Consider the following 18,916-nt stretch of genomic DNA (forward strand, 5'->3'; position numbering starts at 1 on the left):
CTCCCCTTATTGTGCCGACGCTTGACGCACCGCCTCAACAGTATCGCCGTCACGCACAAAGCCCTGCCCTTTAGTGATCACATCCACTTCATCACCCAAGCCGGCTAGCCAAACGCCATTTTGCTCGGCTTTAACAACATTCGCAGAAACGAAGGCGACCTTATCACCCTGCAAAGTTTTCACCCCCAGATTGCCCTTTTCATCCAGTGCAAGCATTGAAGGACTCAGCTTCACAGCAGTCTGCTGCTCTAAAGCAAGATCGACTTCTGCGCTGATACCAGCGGGTAATTTTTGCTCGGGATTCGGAATTTCAAGCTCAATAGTGAAAGTATTGGTCGCTGGAGAAGAAATGCTGGATTGATAGCGAAGACGCCCTTCTTTCATTGCTCCGTTAACCAGCAGCACGTTGGCCGGCAAAGAGGCATCAATGTGGCTGATGTGTTTTTCACTGACATCCGCTGTCACAATCAAGGGGTCCAGATCCAGAATCGTCGCCATGGGATCACCGATACCTAGGTAGTCACCCACTTCGACATGCATGTCATCCACTATTCCATCGAAAGGTGCACGCACTTCAGTATGAGACAGAGCAAGTTTGAGGTTTTCAACTGTTGCACGGGCTTCGACCAGGTTGGCTTGAGCAAGAGAAAACGCGATTTCGCCCTGAAGCCCTTTTTTCTTCAGAGATTTCGCTGCATTGTATTCTTTTTCACGAACCAGCAACAGAGATTCGGCACGCTCAAGCTGTGCTTCACGATCACCACGGTCAATAAAGATCAGTAGTTCGCCTTTCTTCACTGCAGTACCTTTTCGGACATTCACTTTGGTGACACGGCCTGCCGCCTCTGCCGAAATGGTGGCATCTCGGTCCGGCGCAGTGCGGCCATATAGGGAAATTGAGCGGGTCATCGGCTCAGAATAAAAAGTTTCTACTGCCACTCTGGTCAAAGGAGCAGAAGTTTCGTCGTTAGCGGATTCTGGTTTTTCGTTGCTATGACCACTTCCGACCCAAAAAACCAAGCCGAAGAGAAGCACCAAAGAAATAACCCAGGGGCGCTGGGAGAGAAAAGACGTTTTTGCGCCTGCATTCGTCATAGTAGTTCCGTCCTGACGTAGTTACTGCAGTGAAAGAAAATGGCCGCTGATCCGACTGGCCCATAGAAAAAACGCGGCAGCTTTATTAAGAGCTACCGCGTCTTAAAAGTGTCTTACAGTTTATACACTGAAAGAGGCGCCACAACCACAGGTAGTCGTTGCGTTAGGGTTGTTAACGAAGAAACGTGAGCCTTCTAACCCTTCTGTGTAATCGACAACACCACCGATCAAATATTGCAGGCTCATTGGGTCAACAACTAAGGTGACACCACTTTTCTCAATAGTCATATCGCCATCGTTGACGTTTTCATCAAACGTGAAGCCGTACTGGAAACCACTACAGCCGCCACCAGTGATATACACGCGCAGCTTCAGGTTAGGGTTTTCCTCTTCCTGAATCAGCGTTTTTACCTTGTTCGCTGCGGTTTCAGAAAACTGCAGTGGCAAAGCGGCATCACTCATTGTTACCTCACATTAACTCTTTATATTTTGACCGCATTATCTAATACCTGACTAATTCGTTCAAGTATTGCTCATCACACGGAAACTTATCTGGCAATATACACCAAGTTTAAGCCAGATGTGATGGTTACCTCATCATCCATCTCGCACCCTTTATAGCCAAACGACCTGAAGATACTCGCATTCAGAGGTCATCAATGCGTTCAATTCGAGGCAAATTTCACGAGGAATAGTCGTTCTATTTCCGTGGGATTTAACGAAGAAGTGGGCGCATTGAGGGCCTCCCTTCGGGCGAGTTGACTGACGCCGTGCTCTTTGTTGTTCCTTTTTGATGGAGATGGCTACACCTGCAAAGGAACGCCGCGATCACAACGCCAGTCAATCTCGCTGAATCCTGCATCTTCAGGTTGTTTGGCTATAAACGTATCCCGTACAATACGCACCAACAGTGAATTCATGATCAAATAGTCCAGGGTCTGTTGACCTTTGGTGATGATTTTTGCGGCGCTTGCGGGGACTTTATACAAGGCAGAGGCTTCGGCGTGTAGCTGGCCTACACGAGAAGCCGATAAAGCAGGAGAAAGTCCCCACAAACGCCGCCCAGAGGGTTCGGCTAAAAGCGCTTTATGCTTTGTTGAGCTGTATTTGCTTAGAATGCTAAGCCTCATAAAGCTCGCCGGGCCTAAAACGCTTTTCGCAAGAACAAAATTTAACCACCAAAGGCCAACAGACCCTAGGAAAGAACCATGACAAAATCAGCCGATCTATTTCAACAAGCCCGTAAAACCATCCCAGGTGGAGTGAACTCTCCGGTTCGCGCTTTTGCGGGTGTGGGTGGTGACCCAATTTTTATCGAGCGTGCGGACGGCGCGTACATCTATGATGCAGATGGCAAAGCCTACATCGACTATGTCGGTTCTTGGGGCCCTATGATTCTGGGGCACAACCACCCAAGCATTCGTGACGCCGTGATCACCGCAGCACAAAATGGCCTGAGCTTCGGCGCGCCAACTGCCCGCGAAATCACGCTGGCTGAGCTGGTTAGCAAGCTGGTTCCATCAATGGAAATGGTTCGCATGGTGAGCTCTGGTACCGAAGCGACTATGAGTGCTATTCGTCTGGCACGTGGTTTTACCCGCCGCGACAAATTCATTAAGTTTGAAGGCTGCTACCACGGCCATGCAGACTGCCTGCTGGTGAAGGCGGGTTCCGGTGCTTTGACACTGGGCGAACCAACCTCTCCAGGTGTGCCTGCAGATTTTGCCAAACACACGCTCACTTGTACCTTCAACGATCTGGACTCAGTGCGTGCCGCGTTCGTGCAATACCCAGAAGAGATTTCGTGCATTATCGTTGAACCTGTTGCTGGCAACATGAACTGTATTCCACCACAGAAAGGCTTCCTGGAAGGGCTTCGAGCACTGTGTGACGAATTCGGCGCACTGTTGATTTTCGATGAAGTAATGACAGGTTTCCGTGTTGCTCTAGGCGGCGCGCAGGCGCATTACAACATCAACCCGGATCTGACGACTCTGGGTAAAGTTATCGGTGGCGGAATGCCAGTCGGTGCATTCGGTGGCCGTCGTGACGTGATGGAATACATTGCACCAACAGGTCCTGTTTATCAGGCAGGTACACTTTCCGGTAACCCTATCGCCATGGCAGCCGGTGAAGCGGCGCTGACAGAGTTGTCAAAAGAAGGCAATGAAGCGCATCTTGCAGATCTGACCAAGCGTTTGGCTGAAGGTTTCAAAACCGCAGCTGATAAACACGGCGTTGCTCTGGCGGTAAACCAAGTTGGCGGTATGTTCGGTTTCTTCTTTACCGACAAAGACACCATCAGCTGTTTTGTTGACGTTCAACAATGTGACATTGAGAAATTCAAACGCTTCTTCCATCTAATGCTCGAAGAAGGCGTGTATTTAGCGCCATCTGCATTTGAAGCGAGCTTCACCTCTCTGGCACACGGTGAGAAAGAACTTGAAGCTACACTGGCAGCCGCCGACCGTGCGTTTGCAAAGCTGGCCGCAGAGTAAACGTCTTTATGATCAAAAACGGAGCTTAGGCTCCGTTTTTATTGCCAGTTGATCACGACAAGTACCACAAGGACGACAACACAAAGTAACGGCAGACTCAGTTTGCGTCGTTTTTTGAACTCGCACTTGCCTTCACAGCACGCCATCATTTTTGTCCTTTCTCGTTGAATTATCACAACGTATCATACGCTTCACACTACACTGTTCTCCAGACCTTCGTGGAGAAAAACTAAGGAGCCATGCTGTGGCATCATTCAAGGCCGAACCGAGACACTGGACACTGATAGGTGCACTGCTCCTTGCGGCATACGCCTGCTATATGCTTATCGCCCCGTATCTGGGATCCATCGTGTTGGCATTTATTGTCTCCCTACTGTTCTTTCCTCTGCATGAGAAAATTGAAAACAAGCTACCTTCTTACCCTAACATTGCCTCGGCACTCTCATGTACGTTGTTAACCGTGATAATTATCATCCCGATGATTTTTGTCGCAGCGGCCATTTTGAGTCAGGGGGTAACTTTCTTTACCGGCGCCTATGAATGGCTCACCAAAGGAGGAGCAAAGGAGATTCTGGCTGCGCCTATTGTGAAGACAGGGTTGGCTTTGGTGGATAAATGGTTACCGACAGATTCTATCAATCCGCAAGAGCTGATTGCTAAAGCAGCATCGACACTTTCATCCATGAGCTCTCAAATGTTAGGAATGAGTTCAAAGATCCTTGGTGATGTCACCGGTGTATTCGTGAACTTCCTGTTGATGCTATTCGTGCTGTTCTTCCTGCTCCGCGATCACGACAAGATCATTAACATGCTCCGTCACGTCAGCCCACTTTCCCGCAGTCAGGAAGATACTTTGTTGGATGAAGCTGAGAAAGTGGCCAAGTCAGCAGTGCTGGGGTCTTTCCTCACTGCACTCGCTCAAGGCATCGTGGGTGGTTTCGCCATGTGGCTGGCAGGTTTTGCAGGCCTGTTCTGGGGCACTATGATGGCATTCGCCTCGTTTATCCCAGTAGTCGGTACCGCTTTGATCTGGTTGCCTGCAGCCGGTTATCTGCTCCTGATAGGCCAATGGGAGTGGGCTGCATTCCTCGCAGGTTGGGGAGTTATCGTTGTTGGTTCAGTCGATAATATCTTGCGTCCGCTTTTGATGCAGGGTAATTCAGGGATGAACACCTTACTCATTTTCTTCTCACTGATTGGTGGCCTGCATGTGTATGGCCTGATGGGATTGATTTACGGCCCAATCATTTTCTCGCTCACACTGGTACTGTTCCGAATGTACGAAACAGAATTCCACAGCTTCCTTGAGAAGCAAGACAACTGCTGATATTAGGGTCTGTTGACCCTAAGGAACCTAAGGCGCGGCATATTCCCTCACAGGTGACTTTATGGGAGAATCCGCGCCTCTTTGTTTGATAGCCCCGAGGTATCTATGTCCTACACTGCCCCTAGTCAAATCGCTGCTCGCCAACTCGAGTACTTCGAAGGCAAACACGTTCTGCTTGCCGGTGAATTGGAAGATACCTTTGCAACAGAGCTTGAAGACACTGCCGCAAGCGTCAGCATCTTCACAACCAACCTTGCTTACGCCAATCAAATGCGTCGCTACCAAAACATCGAAGTGCAGTTTGGCGAAAGCTATCAGGCAAACCCAAACGTCGATATGGTTTTGCTGTACTGGCCAAAAGCCAAAGCCGAAGCCGAGTTCCTTCTGGCGATGCTGATGGCAGAACTTGGCACGGGTACAGAGATAGCAGTTGTAGGCGAAAACCGAAGCGGCGTAAAAAGCATTGAGAAAATGTTTGCGCCCTACGGCCGTGTCACCAAATTTGACTCAGCCCGCCGCTGCAGCTTCTACTGGGGACAATGTGATAATCAGCCAGCACCTTTTGTATTGGAAGACTGGTACAAAAGCTACCCACTCAATGTGGGGGAGCAGTCACTGACCATCCGCTCTCTTCCTGGTGTATTCAGCCACGGTGAGCTCGACGCTGGTACCCAACTGCTTTTGGATAACCTACCAGTACTGAAAGGGAAAGTGCTGGACTTTGGCTGTGGAGCAGGGGTAATTGGTTCAGTAATCAAACTGCGCCATCCTGACGCGCAGATCGCCATGGTAGATATCAGTGCGCTGGCGGTTGCCTCTGCACGTGAAACCTTGCGTTTTAACAATCTTGACGGAGAGGTTTGTGCCTCAGATGTTTATAGCGATATTGACGGATACTTCGATCATATCGTGAGTAACCCGCCATTTCACGCTGGCCTTAAAACGCATTACACCGCAACTGAAACCTTGCTTGAGCGTGCACCTGATTACCTGAACCGTTCCGGTAGTCTAACAATTGTTGCCAACAGTTTCCTTCGTTACTTACCATTTATTGAGAAAGCATTTGGTCACTGTGAAACGCCAGCTAAGAGCAACAAGTTCGCTATCTATCACGCATCAAAGTGACACTAAATACGATGTAAAACGAGGGAGCCAATAGGCACCCTTTCATTTTTTACTTATACACATCTCGTCAAAAACGTTAATTTTGCGCATTGACACCAAGTTCATACAAAGGTTGCTTGCCAAGAAAAATTAACTCCGTATAAGAGTTGAAGATGTTTTTCATATGCGCCCATTTTAGCCATCGCCAAATTCCAACATTTCGGCTAAGCAAAGCGCCTTTTGATTTCTAATTTCTCAGGCAGAAACATGCAAAACAAGCAGAAATTTAAACGACTTCAGCACACGCTGATGTTGGCTTTTCTGGTGCTGAGTATTACGCCTCTCAGCCTGCTGGCGATTTTCTTCCTTGAATCTCACAGCAGCGATCTCGAACAACAAAGCACCACACACCTATCTTTCCTTCGTGATAACAAAAAAGAGCAAATAATCAGCTACTTTGATGCCCGTCACTCAGAGGTGAAATCCTTCAGTCGCTCTGAACTGGCAACCGCCAGTGGTGGACGCTTCTATGGATTAATTGCCGCCTTCCACCAATTGGGAGATACGGAAGAAATTGCCCGAAATGTTGCACGTGAGCGCTATGGTGCTGATGCCAACTCAACGCTTCCTCCAGGTACAAATGACAGCAACTTCATTGGCAGCGAGCGCTACCGCCTCCTGCACAAGCGCTACGACTGGGCTTACAAAGAGCATCTTAAACGTTCTGACTTTTCAGATATTTTGTTGGTCGACATCAAGGGTAATGTCGTTTATTCCGCACTTAAGGATGACGTTTTTGGTTCTAACTTACTCGACGAGAAGTGGCGTCATACTGCCATTGGCAAAACTTTTGCTGATATACAGAAAACAGTGGATGCACCGCTGGTCGATGGCGATAACACCCCGATAGCGTTTACCGACTACACCCAACAAGCCGACGGTGAAATGGTGGCGTGGTTTGCTGCGCCGATCATGCAACAAGGCTATTTACACAGTTATGTTTTGTTCAAACTGCCTAATACGGCATTGGACAAAATGCTTAACAAGACGCCACAGGAAAAGGGTTACATCAGTACGCTGCTAGTTGGAAATGACCTGATCCCCCGAAATTTGGTGACCAAAGACACTTTAAGGCCAATTAATAGCATCGCCATTGAGGCTGCACTTGCAGGGCTTCGCGATGTTGGCAGCTTCTTAAGCTCTGACAACCAACGTGTGTTAGGTGCCTATGCGCCGGTCAACATCACCGGTACAACCTGGGCGATTGTTCTCGAGCTGCCGGAAGAAGAGGCTTTTGCCCGTATTTATCAGTTAGAGAAAATCTTCATTGCCGTGATGGTAATCGCCATCTTGTTGGTGGTCATTGCTTCGCACATGCTGTCTAACTCCATCACAGCCCCGCTTCTAAAACTAACCTGGGCTGCAGAACAGGTCTCGGCGGGCGATCTGGATCAGAAGATAAACAATACTGACCGCGAAGATGAAATCGGGCGGTTGGCAGTAAGTTTTGCGCGCATGCAGCGCTCAGTCCGAGACAAACTCGCACTCATCCGAGAGCAAAACAAAGAGCTTGAACAGAACATTCAAGTCATCAAGCAAAAGAACGAAGAGCTGCAGCAAGCCGACCGCATGAAAGATGATTTTCTTGCAACGACTTCCCACGAGCTCCGCACACCACTTCACGGTATGGTAGGGATTGCAGAGTCCATACTTGCCGGCGCGGAAGGCCCGCTTCCAGAACGTCAAAAGCATCAGCTTCAGATGATTATCAACAGTGGAGAACGCCTTTCTAACCTCGTTGATGATTTGCTGGATTATCACAAGATGCGTTACGGCGAGCTTGAAATCTCTCCTCAAGCTGTAGATACCGCAAATGCAGTGAGGCTGGTTATTGAGCTTTCCAGTCACCTACTGGGCGGAAAGCCGGTGCGTATTATTAATCAGGTGCCTATCGACTTGCCGTTGGTACGTGCCGACGAGCAGCGTCTAGAGCAGGTGTTGTACAACTTGATTGGTAACGCCATCAAGTATACAGACGAGGGCAAGATCATCATTTCTGCCAACGTATTGGAAGGTCAGCTTCGCATTCAGGTGGTAGATACTGGTCAGGGAATCCCCTCCGACCAACTCGAGTACATCTTCGAGCCACTGACCCAAGCCAGTGGTAACGCGGCTCAATACCGTCAGGGGGCAGGACTTGGCTTATCTATCAGCCGCCAGCTTATCGACATCATGGGCGGTCAGCTGTATGTATCCAGCCAGCCTATGGTAGGAACGACGTTCAGCTTCACCTTGCCACTGGCAACCGAAGAAGATAAAGCAAAAACACGTCTTGCCAATAATGCGCATTTCGCCGCTCCCCGTGTAGAGCTGGATCAAACAGATTACACCCAGCTGCCGGAAAACCCAGATGGTCCTCTCATCATGGTGGTGGACGACGAACCTGTAAACCTACAGGTTCTTAATAACTTTCTGCGTCTCGAAGGTTATCGGGTGAAAGCCGTTGAAAATGGCCGCCAGGCTATTGAGTCTGTCACGATGGAAAAACCTGCGCTGATGTTGCTGGATGTCATGATGCCGGAGCTTAGTGGCTATGAAGTATGTACTCACCTTCGAGAGCGACACAGTCGTGCCGATCTACCTATCATCATGCTTTCAGCGTTAGGTCAGGTTCAGGATAAGGTGAAAGGATTTGATGCGGGAGCCAATGACTACCTGACCAAACCTTTCAATAAAGACGAACTCAGTGCCCGTATCCGAGCTTATATTAATGCCTCGCTGACCGAGCAGGAGCGCGAGCACAATCGCACGTTACAAAAAGAAATTCACTTCCGCGAGCAAGTGGAAGCTGGCCTTCGTGAAGTGCAAAACAGGCTACTTGGCATGCTGGATAGCGCATCTGAAGGCATTATCTGTGTGCAGGAGAATGGCCGGATAAGTTATGCCAATGATGCTTGCAGTGAAATCTTCCGTCTCAGTGCCGAACAAATCGAACGCCACCAACTCGAAGACTTCTTGGCAATGGTGCTGCCTGAACCAGAATCCTCACGAGGTCACTACAGCGGCCAGTTCAGGTTTAAAGTCGACGGTGATATTGCCGAAATCGACACTGATTTAATCACACTGCCCGAGGCCTCTGGCTTACAAATGATGCTAATCCTCAATACCGGAAAGAAAGCTTCCTCACACCGCGTACAGCTCTTGGAAAATGCTGTCTCGGCACTGTCCGACTATGCCTATGACGGTGATATGGAGAAGCTTCAGCAACTTCGTGAGCTTGGCGGGGAATTCACACGAATGGCAGACCGCTTTTCAGGCAGCAAACCGGATAAAGCCGATATCCTCAGAGATACGCTGGTCAAAGTGATGACTGCCACTTTGAATTTTTGGCAGAACTCCACCGGCAAAACCAAGTTTGACCTTGCAGAGGAAAGCGGGCTTTGGCGAGTCTACTTAGACAGAAGTACCTTGCAGACCCGTACGCTGGACAAATACCTCCATGTTGAAACTGTCCCTAAATCCCCTCGTTGGCGCACTGTTATCAGTACCATCGACTTTGTCCTGGAACGCTGTCTTGAAGAAAACAGAGAAAGGAATGAACTTGAAGTACTCAGGGAAAGGCTACAGACCTTAATTTCCCGATAATTCCATAAGCCCCGCAACGGGGCTTTTCTTCGCTATGTTTATACAAGCCCAGCACAAATCCTCCCTCACTGAAAGCGCTGATAAAGCCCGCTTTCATCCACATCCAGATCATCCCTGATATCTAAGCAATGACAACACTTTGCGTTTGGAAGCTTGAATCAGCAAGCCAGTTACTGCATCTACTCCATCATGCTCTCTGTACTTTGTCCGATATAAGGCGATTAAGCCTCCTATTACCTCTTCAATGTATTGGACTTCCTGTGCTTACTCTAAACTTATTTTTCGACGTAAAACCTAACCGCTATTGCTGGATTTATCAGGATGATTTTACCGTTTATAGCCCACCTAACCGTGCTCTATTTTTAACCGACAACCAAAAGGTTTAGACCTTTTTCCGTTTATGAGAACAGAATCACAACAAAATAAGCACTCAAATTTTCAGCAAAAAATTAACGGTAAAAACAAACGGAGATCGAGATCACCCAATATTTCAATTTCATTAAAAACAAGATAAAAACTGACCATAAACGATAGTAAATACTAACATTACTCGTTCTAATGGACGGATTTAGTTCATTTTTTGACCTCAATCAATTGAGGAGAAACCTTGTCAAAACCGTCAAAATTGACGGTTTTGACGCTCCTCTATTTTCTTTTGACGATTTTAACGGACTGCCCAATTGACCCAAAAACGGAACCGGAGTTTCCTTACCTTGCACTGAGCCTGCACGGCCATGTGGATAACCAAGTTCACTTGTGTGGTTATTCATAGCGGGTTCCGGCCTGACCAATTTATTAACGGTCAGAACCAAGTGGAACAAAGCAACTAGTAAGGAACAGCTATGCTTGCCAATCTAAAGAAAACAAAACTTGCAGTAGCCGTCGTTGCGGCCGCAGCGTCGGTACTGACAGCTCCTGTTGTCAGCGCTGCCGATAGAGTAGAACTAACTATCGTACCTGACTTCTACCCACAACTTACTCGTAACTTCAACCCGTTCTTACAGAACAACCTGAAGTCGACCTTGGACTTCGTTTACGAGCCACTGGTTATTTTCAACCAGCTGGACGGCAACACTCCAGTAATGCGTCTGGCGAAGGACTACACGATTTCTGATGATCTGAAAAAAGTGACTTTCGAAATCCGTGACGGTGTTAAGTGGTCTGACGGCACACCTTTCACTGCAGAAGACGTGGCATACACTTACAACCTGATCCGTGAAAACGCCGCACTTGACCTTGCAGGTAACGCAGCGCTGATCAGCGACGTAAAAGTGAAAGGCAACAACGTTGAAATCACTCTGAAAGAAGCTAACTCTTCAGCACCTTTCAAACTGGTTCAAACGCACCCTGTTCCTAAGCACATCTGGAGCAAGATCGACAAGCCAGAAGCTTTCGCGAACGAAACTCCAGTTGGTTCTGGTCCGTTCACCGAAGTTGATACCTTCACAAGCAACCTGTACGTCCAGTGTGAGAACCCTAACTACTGGGATGCTGACAGCGTAGCTATCGACTGTCTGCGTATGCCTCTGATCAACAACAACGACGGTCTGCTGTCTAAAATTGTTGCTTCTGAGCTGGACTGGACTTCTTCGTTCATCCCAGACATCGACGCAGTTTATGCTTCTGTTAACAAGAACCACAAATACTGGCCTGCTCCAGTAGGTTCGTCTGTTAACCTGCTGGTTAACTTTGAGCACCCAGAAGCTGCTAAGAACGAAGCACTGACTAACGTTGACTTCCGTCGCGCAATGTCTACTGCTATCGACCGTCAATCTATCATTGACATCGCGTTCTATGGCGCAGGTAGCCCTAACCACTCAGCAGCAGGTATTGCAGCGCTTTACCAAAGCTGGTCAAACGTTGACACCTTCAACGGTGCGAAAGCGTTCAACACCTACAACGTTGAGAAGTCGAAAGCTCTTCTTGCAAAAGCAGGCTTTAAAGACACGAACGGTGACGGTTTCGTAGAAACGCCTACTGGCAAGAGCTTCGAGCTGGCTATCCAGACTCCATCTGGCTGGACTGACTGGAACAACACTGCACAACTGGCAGCTGAGAACCTGGCAGACGTCGGTATTAAAGCGAAAGCTGTAACACCTGACTTCTCTGTGTACAACGAAGCAATGGCTGGTGGTACTTTCGACGTAGCACTGACTAACTACTTCACAGGTCCAGATCCACACCAGACTTGGGACACTGGCTTCCACTCTCGCTTTATGGCGAAAGAAGGTAACCCACGCTTCGCGATGCACCGCTTCAAGAGTGCGGAAGTAGATGACCTGCTGGACAGCTTCTACGCAACTGCTGACAAAGACGAGCAGCTGGAAGTAGCACACAAGATTGAAAAGATCCTGTCTGACAATCAAGTGGTAATCCCTGTAATGTCTGCGGCTTCTACTTACCAGTTCAACGAATCACGCTTCACTGGTTGGTGGAGTGCGGACAATGCCAAAGGCCGTCCAATGATTTGGCAAGGTATCAATGAGCGTCTGCTGCACATCCTTGATCTGAAGCCTAAATCTTAATCTCTAAATCTGGCGGCGCATCCGCGCCGCCTCTTTCCAAAGATAAACAATCGGTATTTTTGACCTTGGAGCTTTAATTCTTTGGTCACGGCTTCGTCGTGCCACTTAAGGTGTGAGTTATGGGATTTTTTCTTAATAGATTGATGTTTTATTTTGGCGCTTTGCTTATCGCAATCACGCTAAATTTTATTTTACCACGTGCAATGCCTGGCGACCCGGTGACCATGATGTTTGCCAACGCGAGTGTACAGGTAACCCCTGAGCGTATCGCGGCAATGAAAGCACTTCTGGGTTTCGTTGATGGCCCAATCCACGTTCAGTTCCTGACTTACGTGAAAAGTATTTTCACCTGGGAGCTCGGCGTATCTACCCAATTCTATCCAATGACTGTTAATGAGCTGATTGCTAAGTCGCTGGGTTGGACTCTGTTCCTTGCAGGTTCTTCCGTAGTGATGGCGTTCTGTATCGGTTCAGTGGTTGGTATCTTCGCGGCGTGGCGCCGTGGTAGTCGTTTCGACTCATTTGTATCCCCTGGCTTTATGGCCCTACAGGCAATTCCACCTGTTGTTATCGGCATGCTTATCCTTTTCGTATTCGGTATCACGCTTAAGTGGTTCCCGACATCTTACGGCATGCCAGAGGGCGCAGTTCTCGACTTCACCAGTTGGGAGACTTACAGCGGTATTCTCTACCACGCTTTCCTTCCTCTGTTCTGTGCAACCATTGCACAAATCGGTGGCTTCCTGATCAACATGCGTAACAACATGATCAACCTGTTGGCGGAAGACTACATCACTATGGCAAAAGGCAAGGGCCTTTCTGAAAACCGCGTTGTCTTCAACTACGCCGCACGTAACGCCCTGTTACCAACCGTGACTGCGCTTTCTATGGCGCTCGGTATGGCAGTTGCTGGTCAGCTGGTTGTAGAGATGATTTTCCAATACCCAGGTTTGGGTACTGCGATGCTCAATGCTGTGAACGGTCGTGACTACCAAGTACTGCAAGGCCTTCTGATCATCCTGACCATCGTCATGCTGTGCTTCAACTTCATCGCTGATGTTCTCATCGTTTTGCTTGACCCACGTCTGCGCAAGGGAGGCAAATAATCATGAAAGACTTTCTTAATATTATTCGCGGTAATACTAAAGCTCTGGTAGGTGTCATCTTAATTCTGATGTTTATCATCGCTGCTGTGTTTGCACCGTTTCTTTCTCAGTACGACCCACACAAGCGTACGGGTGCACCACATGAGTATCCGGGTTTCGTCGTAAAAATGGCGCAAGCCAATCCAGATGGCTGGGTCGCCGAGAACCTGGCAGATAACCAACGTCGTCTGCGTATGTCCAAAGATGGTGAGCACGTTCTAGGTACCACCCGTCTTGGCCGCGATATCTGGTCTCAGGTGGTTCACGGTGCACGAACCTCACTCTTCGTTGGCTTCACGGCCGGTATCTTCGTGTGTGTGGTTGCCACCATCATGGGTATCTCTGCAGGTTACTTTGGCGGACGTGTAGATAACGTATTGTCAGGTGCGATGAACGTCATGCTGGTTATGCCTCAGCTTCCAATCGTGATGGTAGTAGCAGCATTCGTCGGACAGGCCGGCCCGCTCACCATCGCCTTGGTCATAGCCTTAACCTCCTGGGCATGGGGCGCCAGGGTAATCCGCTCCCAGACACTGGCAATTCGTGAGAAAGAATTCGTTAAAGCAGCAGAAGTGCTTGGCGAATCCCGCACTCGCATCCTGTTTGTTGAAATCCTGCCAAACCTTATCCCTCTGGTAGGTGCAAGTTTCATCGGCTCTGTAATGTACGCCATCCTGACTGAGTCTGTGCTCTCGTTCATCGGTATGGGCGATCCGAGCGCAGTGAGCTGGGGTTCAATGCTGTACAACGTACGTACCTCTTCGGCAATGCAACTGGGTATCTGGTGGGAAGTACTGGCACCTTGTCTGGCGCTGAGCTTGCTGTCTCTTGCACTGGCACTGGTTAACTTCGCTGTCGATGAAATCGCTAACCCGCAGTTACGAGCACAAAAAGGCCTTAAGCGCTGGAAGAAGATGCAAGCAGCAGAAACTCAGTCACGTGCAGAAACTGAGCTGACTCCACAAGTAGCAATGAGCGGAGAGAAATAATGAGCGACGCACAACTACAAATCCGCAACCTATGTGTTGACTACATTACTGACGCGGGCGATGTCCGCGCAGTAAACAACGTAAGCTTTGATATTGGTAAAGGCGAAGTATTCGGCCTGGCCGGTGAGTCTGGCTGTGGTAAATCCACCGTAGCATTCTCGCTGATGCGTCTTCATAAGCCGCCTGCATTCATCAGCGGCGGTGAAGTACTCTTCAACGGTGAAGACATCATGAAATACAGCGATGAGCGCATGAGCCGCTTCCGCTGGAAAGAAATCTCTATGGTGTTCCAGTCAGCGATGAACGCCCTGAACCCGGTTCTTACCATGGAAGAGCAGTTCTGTGACGTTATCATGCGCCACACCAACATGACCCGTGAACAGGCAAAGCGCCGCGCAGAAGGTCTGTTGGAAATCGTTGATATCCACCCAAGCCGTTTGAGCGATTACCCGCACCAGTTCTCTGGTGGTATGCGTCAGCGTCTGGTTATCGCGATTGCACTGGCTCTGAACCCGAAAATGATCATCATGGACGAGCCGACAACGGCACTGGACGTGGTGGTTCAGCGCGAGATCCTGCAAAAGATCCACGCACTGAAAGAAGAGTTTGGTTTCTCGATTCTGTTCATTACCCACGACCTGTCACTGATGGTCGAGTTCACTGACCGTATCGGCATCATGTATGCCGGCCAGTTGATTGAGGTAGCACCATCGAAAGAAATCCTCAAAAACCCTTATCACCCTTACACCGAAGGTCTGGCTAGCTCATTCCCTCCATTGACGGGGCCAAAAACACACCTTTCCGGTATTCCAGGCAACCCTCTGAACCTGCTTGAGATTCCACAAGGATGTCGTTTCCAGGCTCGCTGCGGAAAGACCAAAGACACCTGTTTCAAAGTGGCTAACACACTGACTCAGGTAGAGCCAACCCGTTTCACCAACTGCCACCTGTTTACAGGCAAGTAATTGGCTTTAACGACTTGTAGGAGTGAGCAATGACTAAAGAATTAGGCCAACCGATTGTTGAAGGCAAAAATCTTGTAAAAGATTTCCCTATCAGCAGTAATGCGCTGAATAAGCCAATGATGCGCGCACTGAATGATGTCTCATTCAAGCTATATAAAAGCCGCGGTCTGTCGGTAGTAGGTGAATCTGGTTCAGGTAAATCTACCTCAGCAAAAATGATCGCCAAGATGTATGCACCAACCTCTGGCTCTATTGAGTACAAAGGCCGCGACATCGCGACGATCACCAAGAAAAACGATCTGATGACCTATCGCGAAGGTGTTCAGATGGTATGGCAAGACCCGTTCGGTTCTCTGAACCCAACACACACCATTTTCCACCACATCGCGCGTCCGCTGCACATTCACAAGAAAGCGAGTAGCAACCCGAAAGAGTTGGAAGAACAAGTGTATGACCTGCTGAATCAGGTTGGTCTGACACCGCCAAAAGAAACCGCACAGAAGTACCCTCACCAGCTTTCTGGTGGTCAGCGCCAACGCGTTAACTTGGCGCGTAACATCGCTGTAGGTGCTGAAGTTGTGCTGGCTGACGAGCCAACCTCCATGCTCGACGTATCTATCCGTGCAGGTGTATTGAACCTGATGGAAGAGATGAAGTTCGAGAAGGAAATGGCGCTGCTGTACATCACGCACGACATCGCTACTGCACGTTATATCGCAGAAGATCTGGCGGTAATGTACGTTGGCCACATGGTGGAATGGGGTGACTGTGAAGAAATCATTCACCGTCCACAACACCCATATACACGCCTGCTGGTTTCCGCAGTACCGGATCCTTCGAAATCTATCCACACCGAGCTGGAAGGTAATAAAGGCGAAATTCCTCTATGGACGCCAGATTCTGTTGGCTGTCCATTTGCTGGCCGCTGTCTGCACGCGACTGAAAAATGTCGTCAGGCGTTACCTCCAGTAACCAAACTGGCAGATAACCACTTCGTTCGCTGCTATCTGTTCGAGTGAGCCTCGGGCTAGAGTTTTAGGAGGTAAAATGCAGCTGTTGATCAATCATATCGGCTATGAGCGCTTCGGCAATAAACAAGCGCTGATCCTTGCAAAGCAAGAAGTCACTGCAACACATGCCGATATTGTAGATTGCCAGACTGGGCAATCAGTGATGCAGCTGCCTGTTTGTGCTTGTGGTTCTGTAGACCAATGGCATACCGGCGATGTTTACCGTATCGATTTCTCTGCACTCAATGAGTGTGGATATTTCTTCGTCAAAGTGGGAGATGTTTCATCTCCGGCTTTTTCAGTCGCAGAAGGTATCCTGTTTGATCGCACCTTTTCTGATGTGATCCACTACTTCAAATCCCAGCGTTGTACAGGCACATTTGATCAGCGCGATCTTACTGCACCCCTCCTTGGCACAGATCGTCACGTTGATGTTCATGGCGGTTGGTATGATGCGTCAGGTGACGTCAGCAAATACTTCAGCCACCTTTCATATGCTAACTATTTAAACCCTCAGCAAATTCCGATGGTTGTCTGGAATATGCTGAATACTCTGGAAACCCTTTCTTCAGAACTGGCTCCGTTTTCTAAAACCCGTCTACATGATGAAGCGCTGTTTGGTGCAGATTTTCTCGTTCGTATGCAGGACGCAGAAGGTTTCTTCTACTTGACCGTGTTCGACAAGTGGAGCAAAGACCCGTCTCAACGCGATATCTGCGCTTATGAAACCCAGCAAGGTCACAAGACCAATGCATTCCAGGCTGGTTTCCGTCAGGGTGCTGGCGTAGCGATCGCAGCACTTGCCGCTGCAGCGCGCTTTGGCGTCAACGGCGAATACGATGTTGAGACTTATCAAAAGGCTGCAGAAACGGGCTACTGGCATCTAAAAGAAAACAATTCGTCTTACCTGGACGATGGCCAGGAAAACACCATCGACTTCTACTGCGCGCTGCTGGCAGCAACAGAACTTTTCAAACTCACCGTCAGCGAGTCATACCTTGAAGAAGCGCGTTATTGGGCAACCCGCCTTGCCGAGCAACAACAGAGTGATGAATGTATTAATCACTTCTGGTCCGCTAACGGTGATGGTTCTCGCCCTTATTTTCATGCTGCTGAAGCAGGCTTGCCTGCGATTTCGCTGATGCAATACCTTCAGGTAGAAGGCGATGACACACTCAAAGCGAAATATACGGAAACCCTTTTCAATGCGCTGAACTTTGAACTCAGCATCTCCGCAGAAGTGAACAACCCGTTCGGTTATCCGCGTCAGTACATCAAAAGTGTCGACGCAGAAAAGCGCACCAGCTTCTTCGTGGCCCAGCGCAACGAGACCGGATACTGGTGGCAAGGTGAAAATGCGCGTCTGGGTTCACTGGCTGCCATGGCATTTATGGCCACCAGCTATGCGTCTGACGAAGAGCAAAAAGCCAAGCTTCGTGAATACGGTCAACATGCCCTGAACTGGATTGTGGGACTCAACCCTTACGACATATGCATGTTGGACGGCCATGGCCGCAACAACCCTGACTATCTGCCTGAACTTGGCTTTATCAATGCCAAAGGCGGCGTGTGCAACGGCATTACGGCTGGCTTTGAAAACGAGCATGACATCGCTTTTAATCCAGACGGCCAGAAAGATGACATGCTTCAGAACTGGCGTTGGGGTGAGCAATGGATCCCACATGCGGCTTGGTATCTGTTAGCGATTGCCATGCAAAAGAAGGATGTTGCCCATGGGTAATTTCTTCTGTGGCGTAGACGGTGGTGGCACTTCCTGCCGCGCGCGTATTGTTGATGAACAAGACCAGTTTTTGGGTGAAGCCAAAACCGGCAGTGCCAACATCCTTTTGGGTGTGGAACTGGCGATGGAGAACATCCAAAGCGCTATAGCTCAAGCAGCTGAACAGGCTGGCATCACCGACCTTTCCACCCTTTCTGTCGGTCTGGCATTAGCAGCAGCCGAGCAACGCTCGGCCTGGCAGGCCTTTATGTCTCTACCGCACCCGTACAAACACATGACCCTGAACACTGACGGTTATGGTGCATGTATGGGCGCATTCAACGGTGATAACGGTGCCATCGTTATCGCTGGCACAGGTTCTGTCGGTATCTATTTAGAAAACGGTCAACAGCATGTTGTCGGTGGCCGTGAATTCCCAATCTCAGATCAAGGCGGTGGCGCGGTTATGGGACTGCGCCTGATCCAACAAACACTGCTGGCACACGATGGTCTTCGCACCAGTTCAGCTCTGTCAGATCACGTCCTTGCGCATTTCAACCACGACCTCGATGCCATTGTTGAATGGTCTAAAACCGCGAAACCTCGCGATTACGGCCAATTCAGTCCGAAAGTATTCGAACTGGCAATGGAACGAGATGAACTTGCCATGGAATTACTGCAAGGCTCTGCTGATGATGTGGAGCGTCTTATCCTCGGTTTGAACCGTAAAGGCGCAACGCAAATCGCGCTGATGGGCAGCATTGGTGAACGCATTGTTCGCTGGCTGTCTCCAGCGGCCCAGTCTTTGCTGGTAAAACCCCAGGCGGATGCCATGGCCGGTGCTATTTTGATGGCGCGCGGTAACCACAATCTTTATCCGTTTTCGAGGTGAG

At 49.2% G+C, this 18,916-nt stretch carries 14 protein-coding genes; 11 read left to right on the forward strand and 3 right to left on the reverse strand.

The genetic code is table 11. The annotated features are described in order from the left end of the window. Positions 1 to 6 precede the first annotated feature (6 nt). The 3 genes from VP504_RS08550 to VP504_RS08560 all read right to left on the reverse strand — a co-directional run bounded on the left by VP504_RS08550 (position 7) and on the right by VP504_RS08560 (position 2,225). Positions 7 to 1,095, reverse strand: coding sequence for an efflux RND transporter periplasmic adaptor subunit (locus VP504_RS08550; RefSeq protein ID WP_325893881.1), 1,089 nt, complete (start codon positions 1,093 to 1,095; stop codon positions 7 to 9). 120 nt (positions 1,096 to 1,215) lie between these two features. Further along, the gene (gene erpA, locus VP504_RS08555) at positions 1,216 to 1,557 is read right to left on the reverse strand and encodes an iron-sulfur cluster insertion protein ErpA (RefSeq protein WP_325893882.1); all 342 of its coding nucleotides are present in this window, start codon (positions 1,555 to 1,557) and stop codon (positions 1,216 to 1,218) included. A gap of 341 nt (positions 1,558 to 1,898) precedes the next feature. Beyond that, entirely contained in the window at positions 1,899 to 2,225 is a 327-nt protein-coding gene (locus tag VP504_RS08560) for a hypothetical protein (RefSeq protein ID WP_325893884.1), read from the reverse strand. A 78-nt stretch (positions 2,226 to 2,303) separates the two neighbouring features. On the opposite strand from VP504_RS08560, the gene hemL reads away from it, so the two are divergent. The 11 genes from hemL (at position 2,304) to VP504_RS08615 (ending at position 18,915) form a co-directional block, all read left to right on the forward strand. Beyond that, entirely contained in the window at positions 2,304 to 3,593 is a 1,290-nt protein-coding gene (gene hemL / locus VP504_RS08565) for a glutamate-1-semialdehyde 2,1-aminomutase (protein WP_325893885.1), read from the forward strand. A gap of 244 nt (positions 3,594 to 3,837) precedes the next feature. Then, positions 3,838 to 4,920: an AI-2E family transporter gene (locus VP504_RS08570; protein WP_325893887.1), complete on the forward strand. Its 1,083-nt coding sequence runs from the start codon at positions 3,838 to 3,840 to the stop codon at positions 4,918 to 4,920. Positions 4,921 to 5,025: 105 nt separating this feature from the next. Continuing rightward, complete coding sequence (rsmC, locus tag VP504_RS08575; protein WP_325893889.1) at positions 5,026 to 6,045, forward strand: 16S rRNA (guanine(1207)-N(2))-methyltransferase RsmC; 1,020 nt, start codon at positions 5,026 to 5,028, stop codon at positions 6,043 to 6,045. A gap of 246 nt (positions 6,046 to 6,291) precedes the next feature. Beyond that, positions 6,292 to 9,669: a response regulator gene (locus VP504_RS08580; protein WP_325893891.1), complete on the forward strand. Its 3,378-nt coding sequence runs from the start codon at positions 6,292 to 6,294 to the stop codon at positions 9,667 to 9,669. Positions 9,670 to 10,511: 842 nt separating this feature from the next. Then, positions 10,512 to 12,194: an ABC transporter substrate-binding protein gene (locus VP504_RS08585; RefSeq protein WP_325893892.1), complete on the forward strand. Its 1,683-nt coding sequence runs from the start codon at positions 10,512 to 10,514 to the stop codon at positions 12,192 to 12,194. Positions 12,195 to 12,313: 119 nt separating this feature from the next. Next, positions 12,314 to 13,300, forward strand: a complete 987-nt coding sequence (locus VP504_RS08590) for an ABC transporter permease (RefSeq protein WP_325893893.1) — start codon at positions 12,314 to 12,316, stop codon at positions 13,298 to 13,300. 2 nt (positions 13,301 to 13,302) lie between these two features. Next, positions 13,303 to 14,328: an ABC transporter permease gene (locus VP504_RS08595; protein WP_325893894.1), complete on the forward strand. Its 1,026-nt coding sequence runs from the start codon at positions 13,303 to 13,305 to the stop codon at positions 14,326 to 14,328. Beyond that, a complete protein-coding gene (locus VP504_RS08600) occupies positions 14,328 to 15,293 on the forward strand; it encodes an ABC transporter ATP-binding protein (protein WP_325893895.1) in 966 nt (321 codons plus the stop codon). Before VP504_RS08595 ends, VP504_RS08600 begins: the two co-directional genes overlap by 1 nt. A 29-nt stretch (positions 15,294 to 15,322) precedes the next feature. Next, on the forward strand, positions 15,323 to 16,312 hold the full coding sequence (locus tag VP504_RS08605) for an ABC transporter ATP-binding protein (protein WP_002540450.1): 990 nt from the start codon (positions 15,323 to 15,325) through the stop codon (positions 16,310 to 16,312). Between the two features lie 28 nt (positions 16,313 to 16,340). Next, complete coding sequence (locus tag VP504_RS08610) at positions 16,341 to 18,044, forward strand: glycoside hydrolase family 9 protein (protein ID WP_325893896.1); 1,704 nt, start codon at positions 16,341 to 16,343, stop codon at positions 18,042 to 18,044. Then, positions 18,037 to 18,915 carry a BadF/BadG/BcrA/BcrD ATPase family protein gene (locus tag VP504_RS08615; RefSeq protein WP_325893897.1) on the forward strand — a complete coding sequence of 293 codons (879 nt, stop codon included), beginning with the start codon at positions 18,037 to 18,039 and terminating at the stop codon, positions 18,913 to 18,915. The genes VP504_RS08610 and VP504_RS08615 overlap by 8 nt, the downstream gene beginning before the upstream one ends. Position 18,916: the final 1 nt, after the last annotated feature.

Origin of the sequence: Grimontia sp. NTOU-MAR1 (assembly GCF_035758505.1) — a bacterium.
GTDB lineage: Bacteria > Pseudomonadota > Gammaproteobacteria > Enterobacterales > Vibrionaceae > Enterovibrio > Enterovibrio marinus.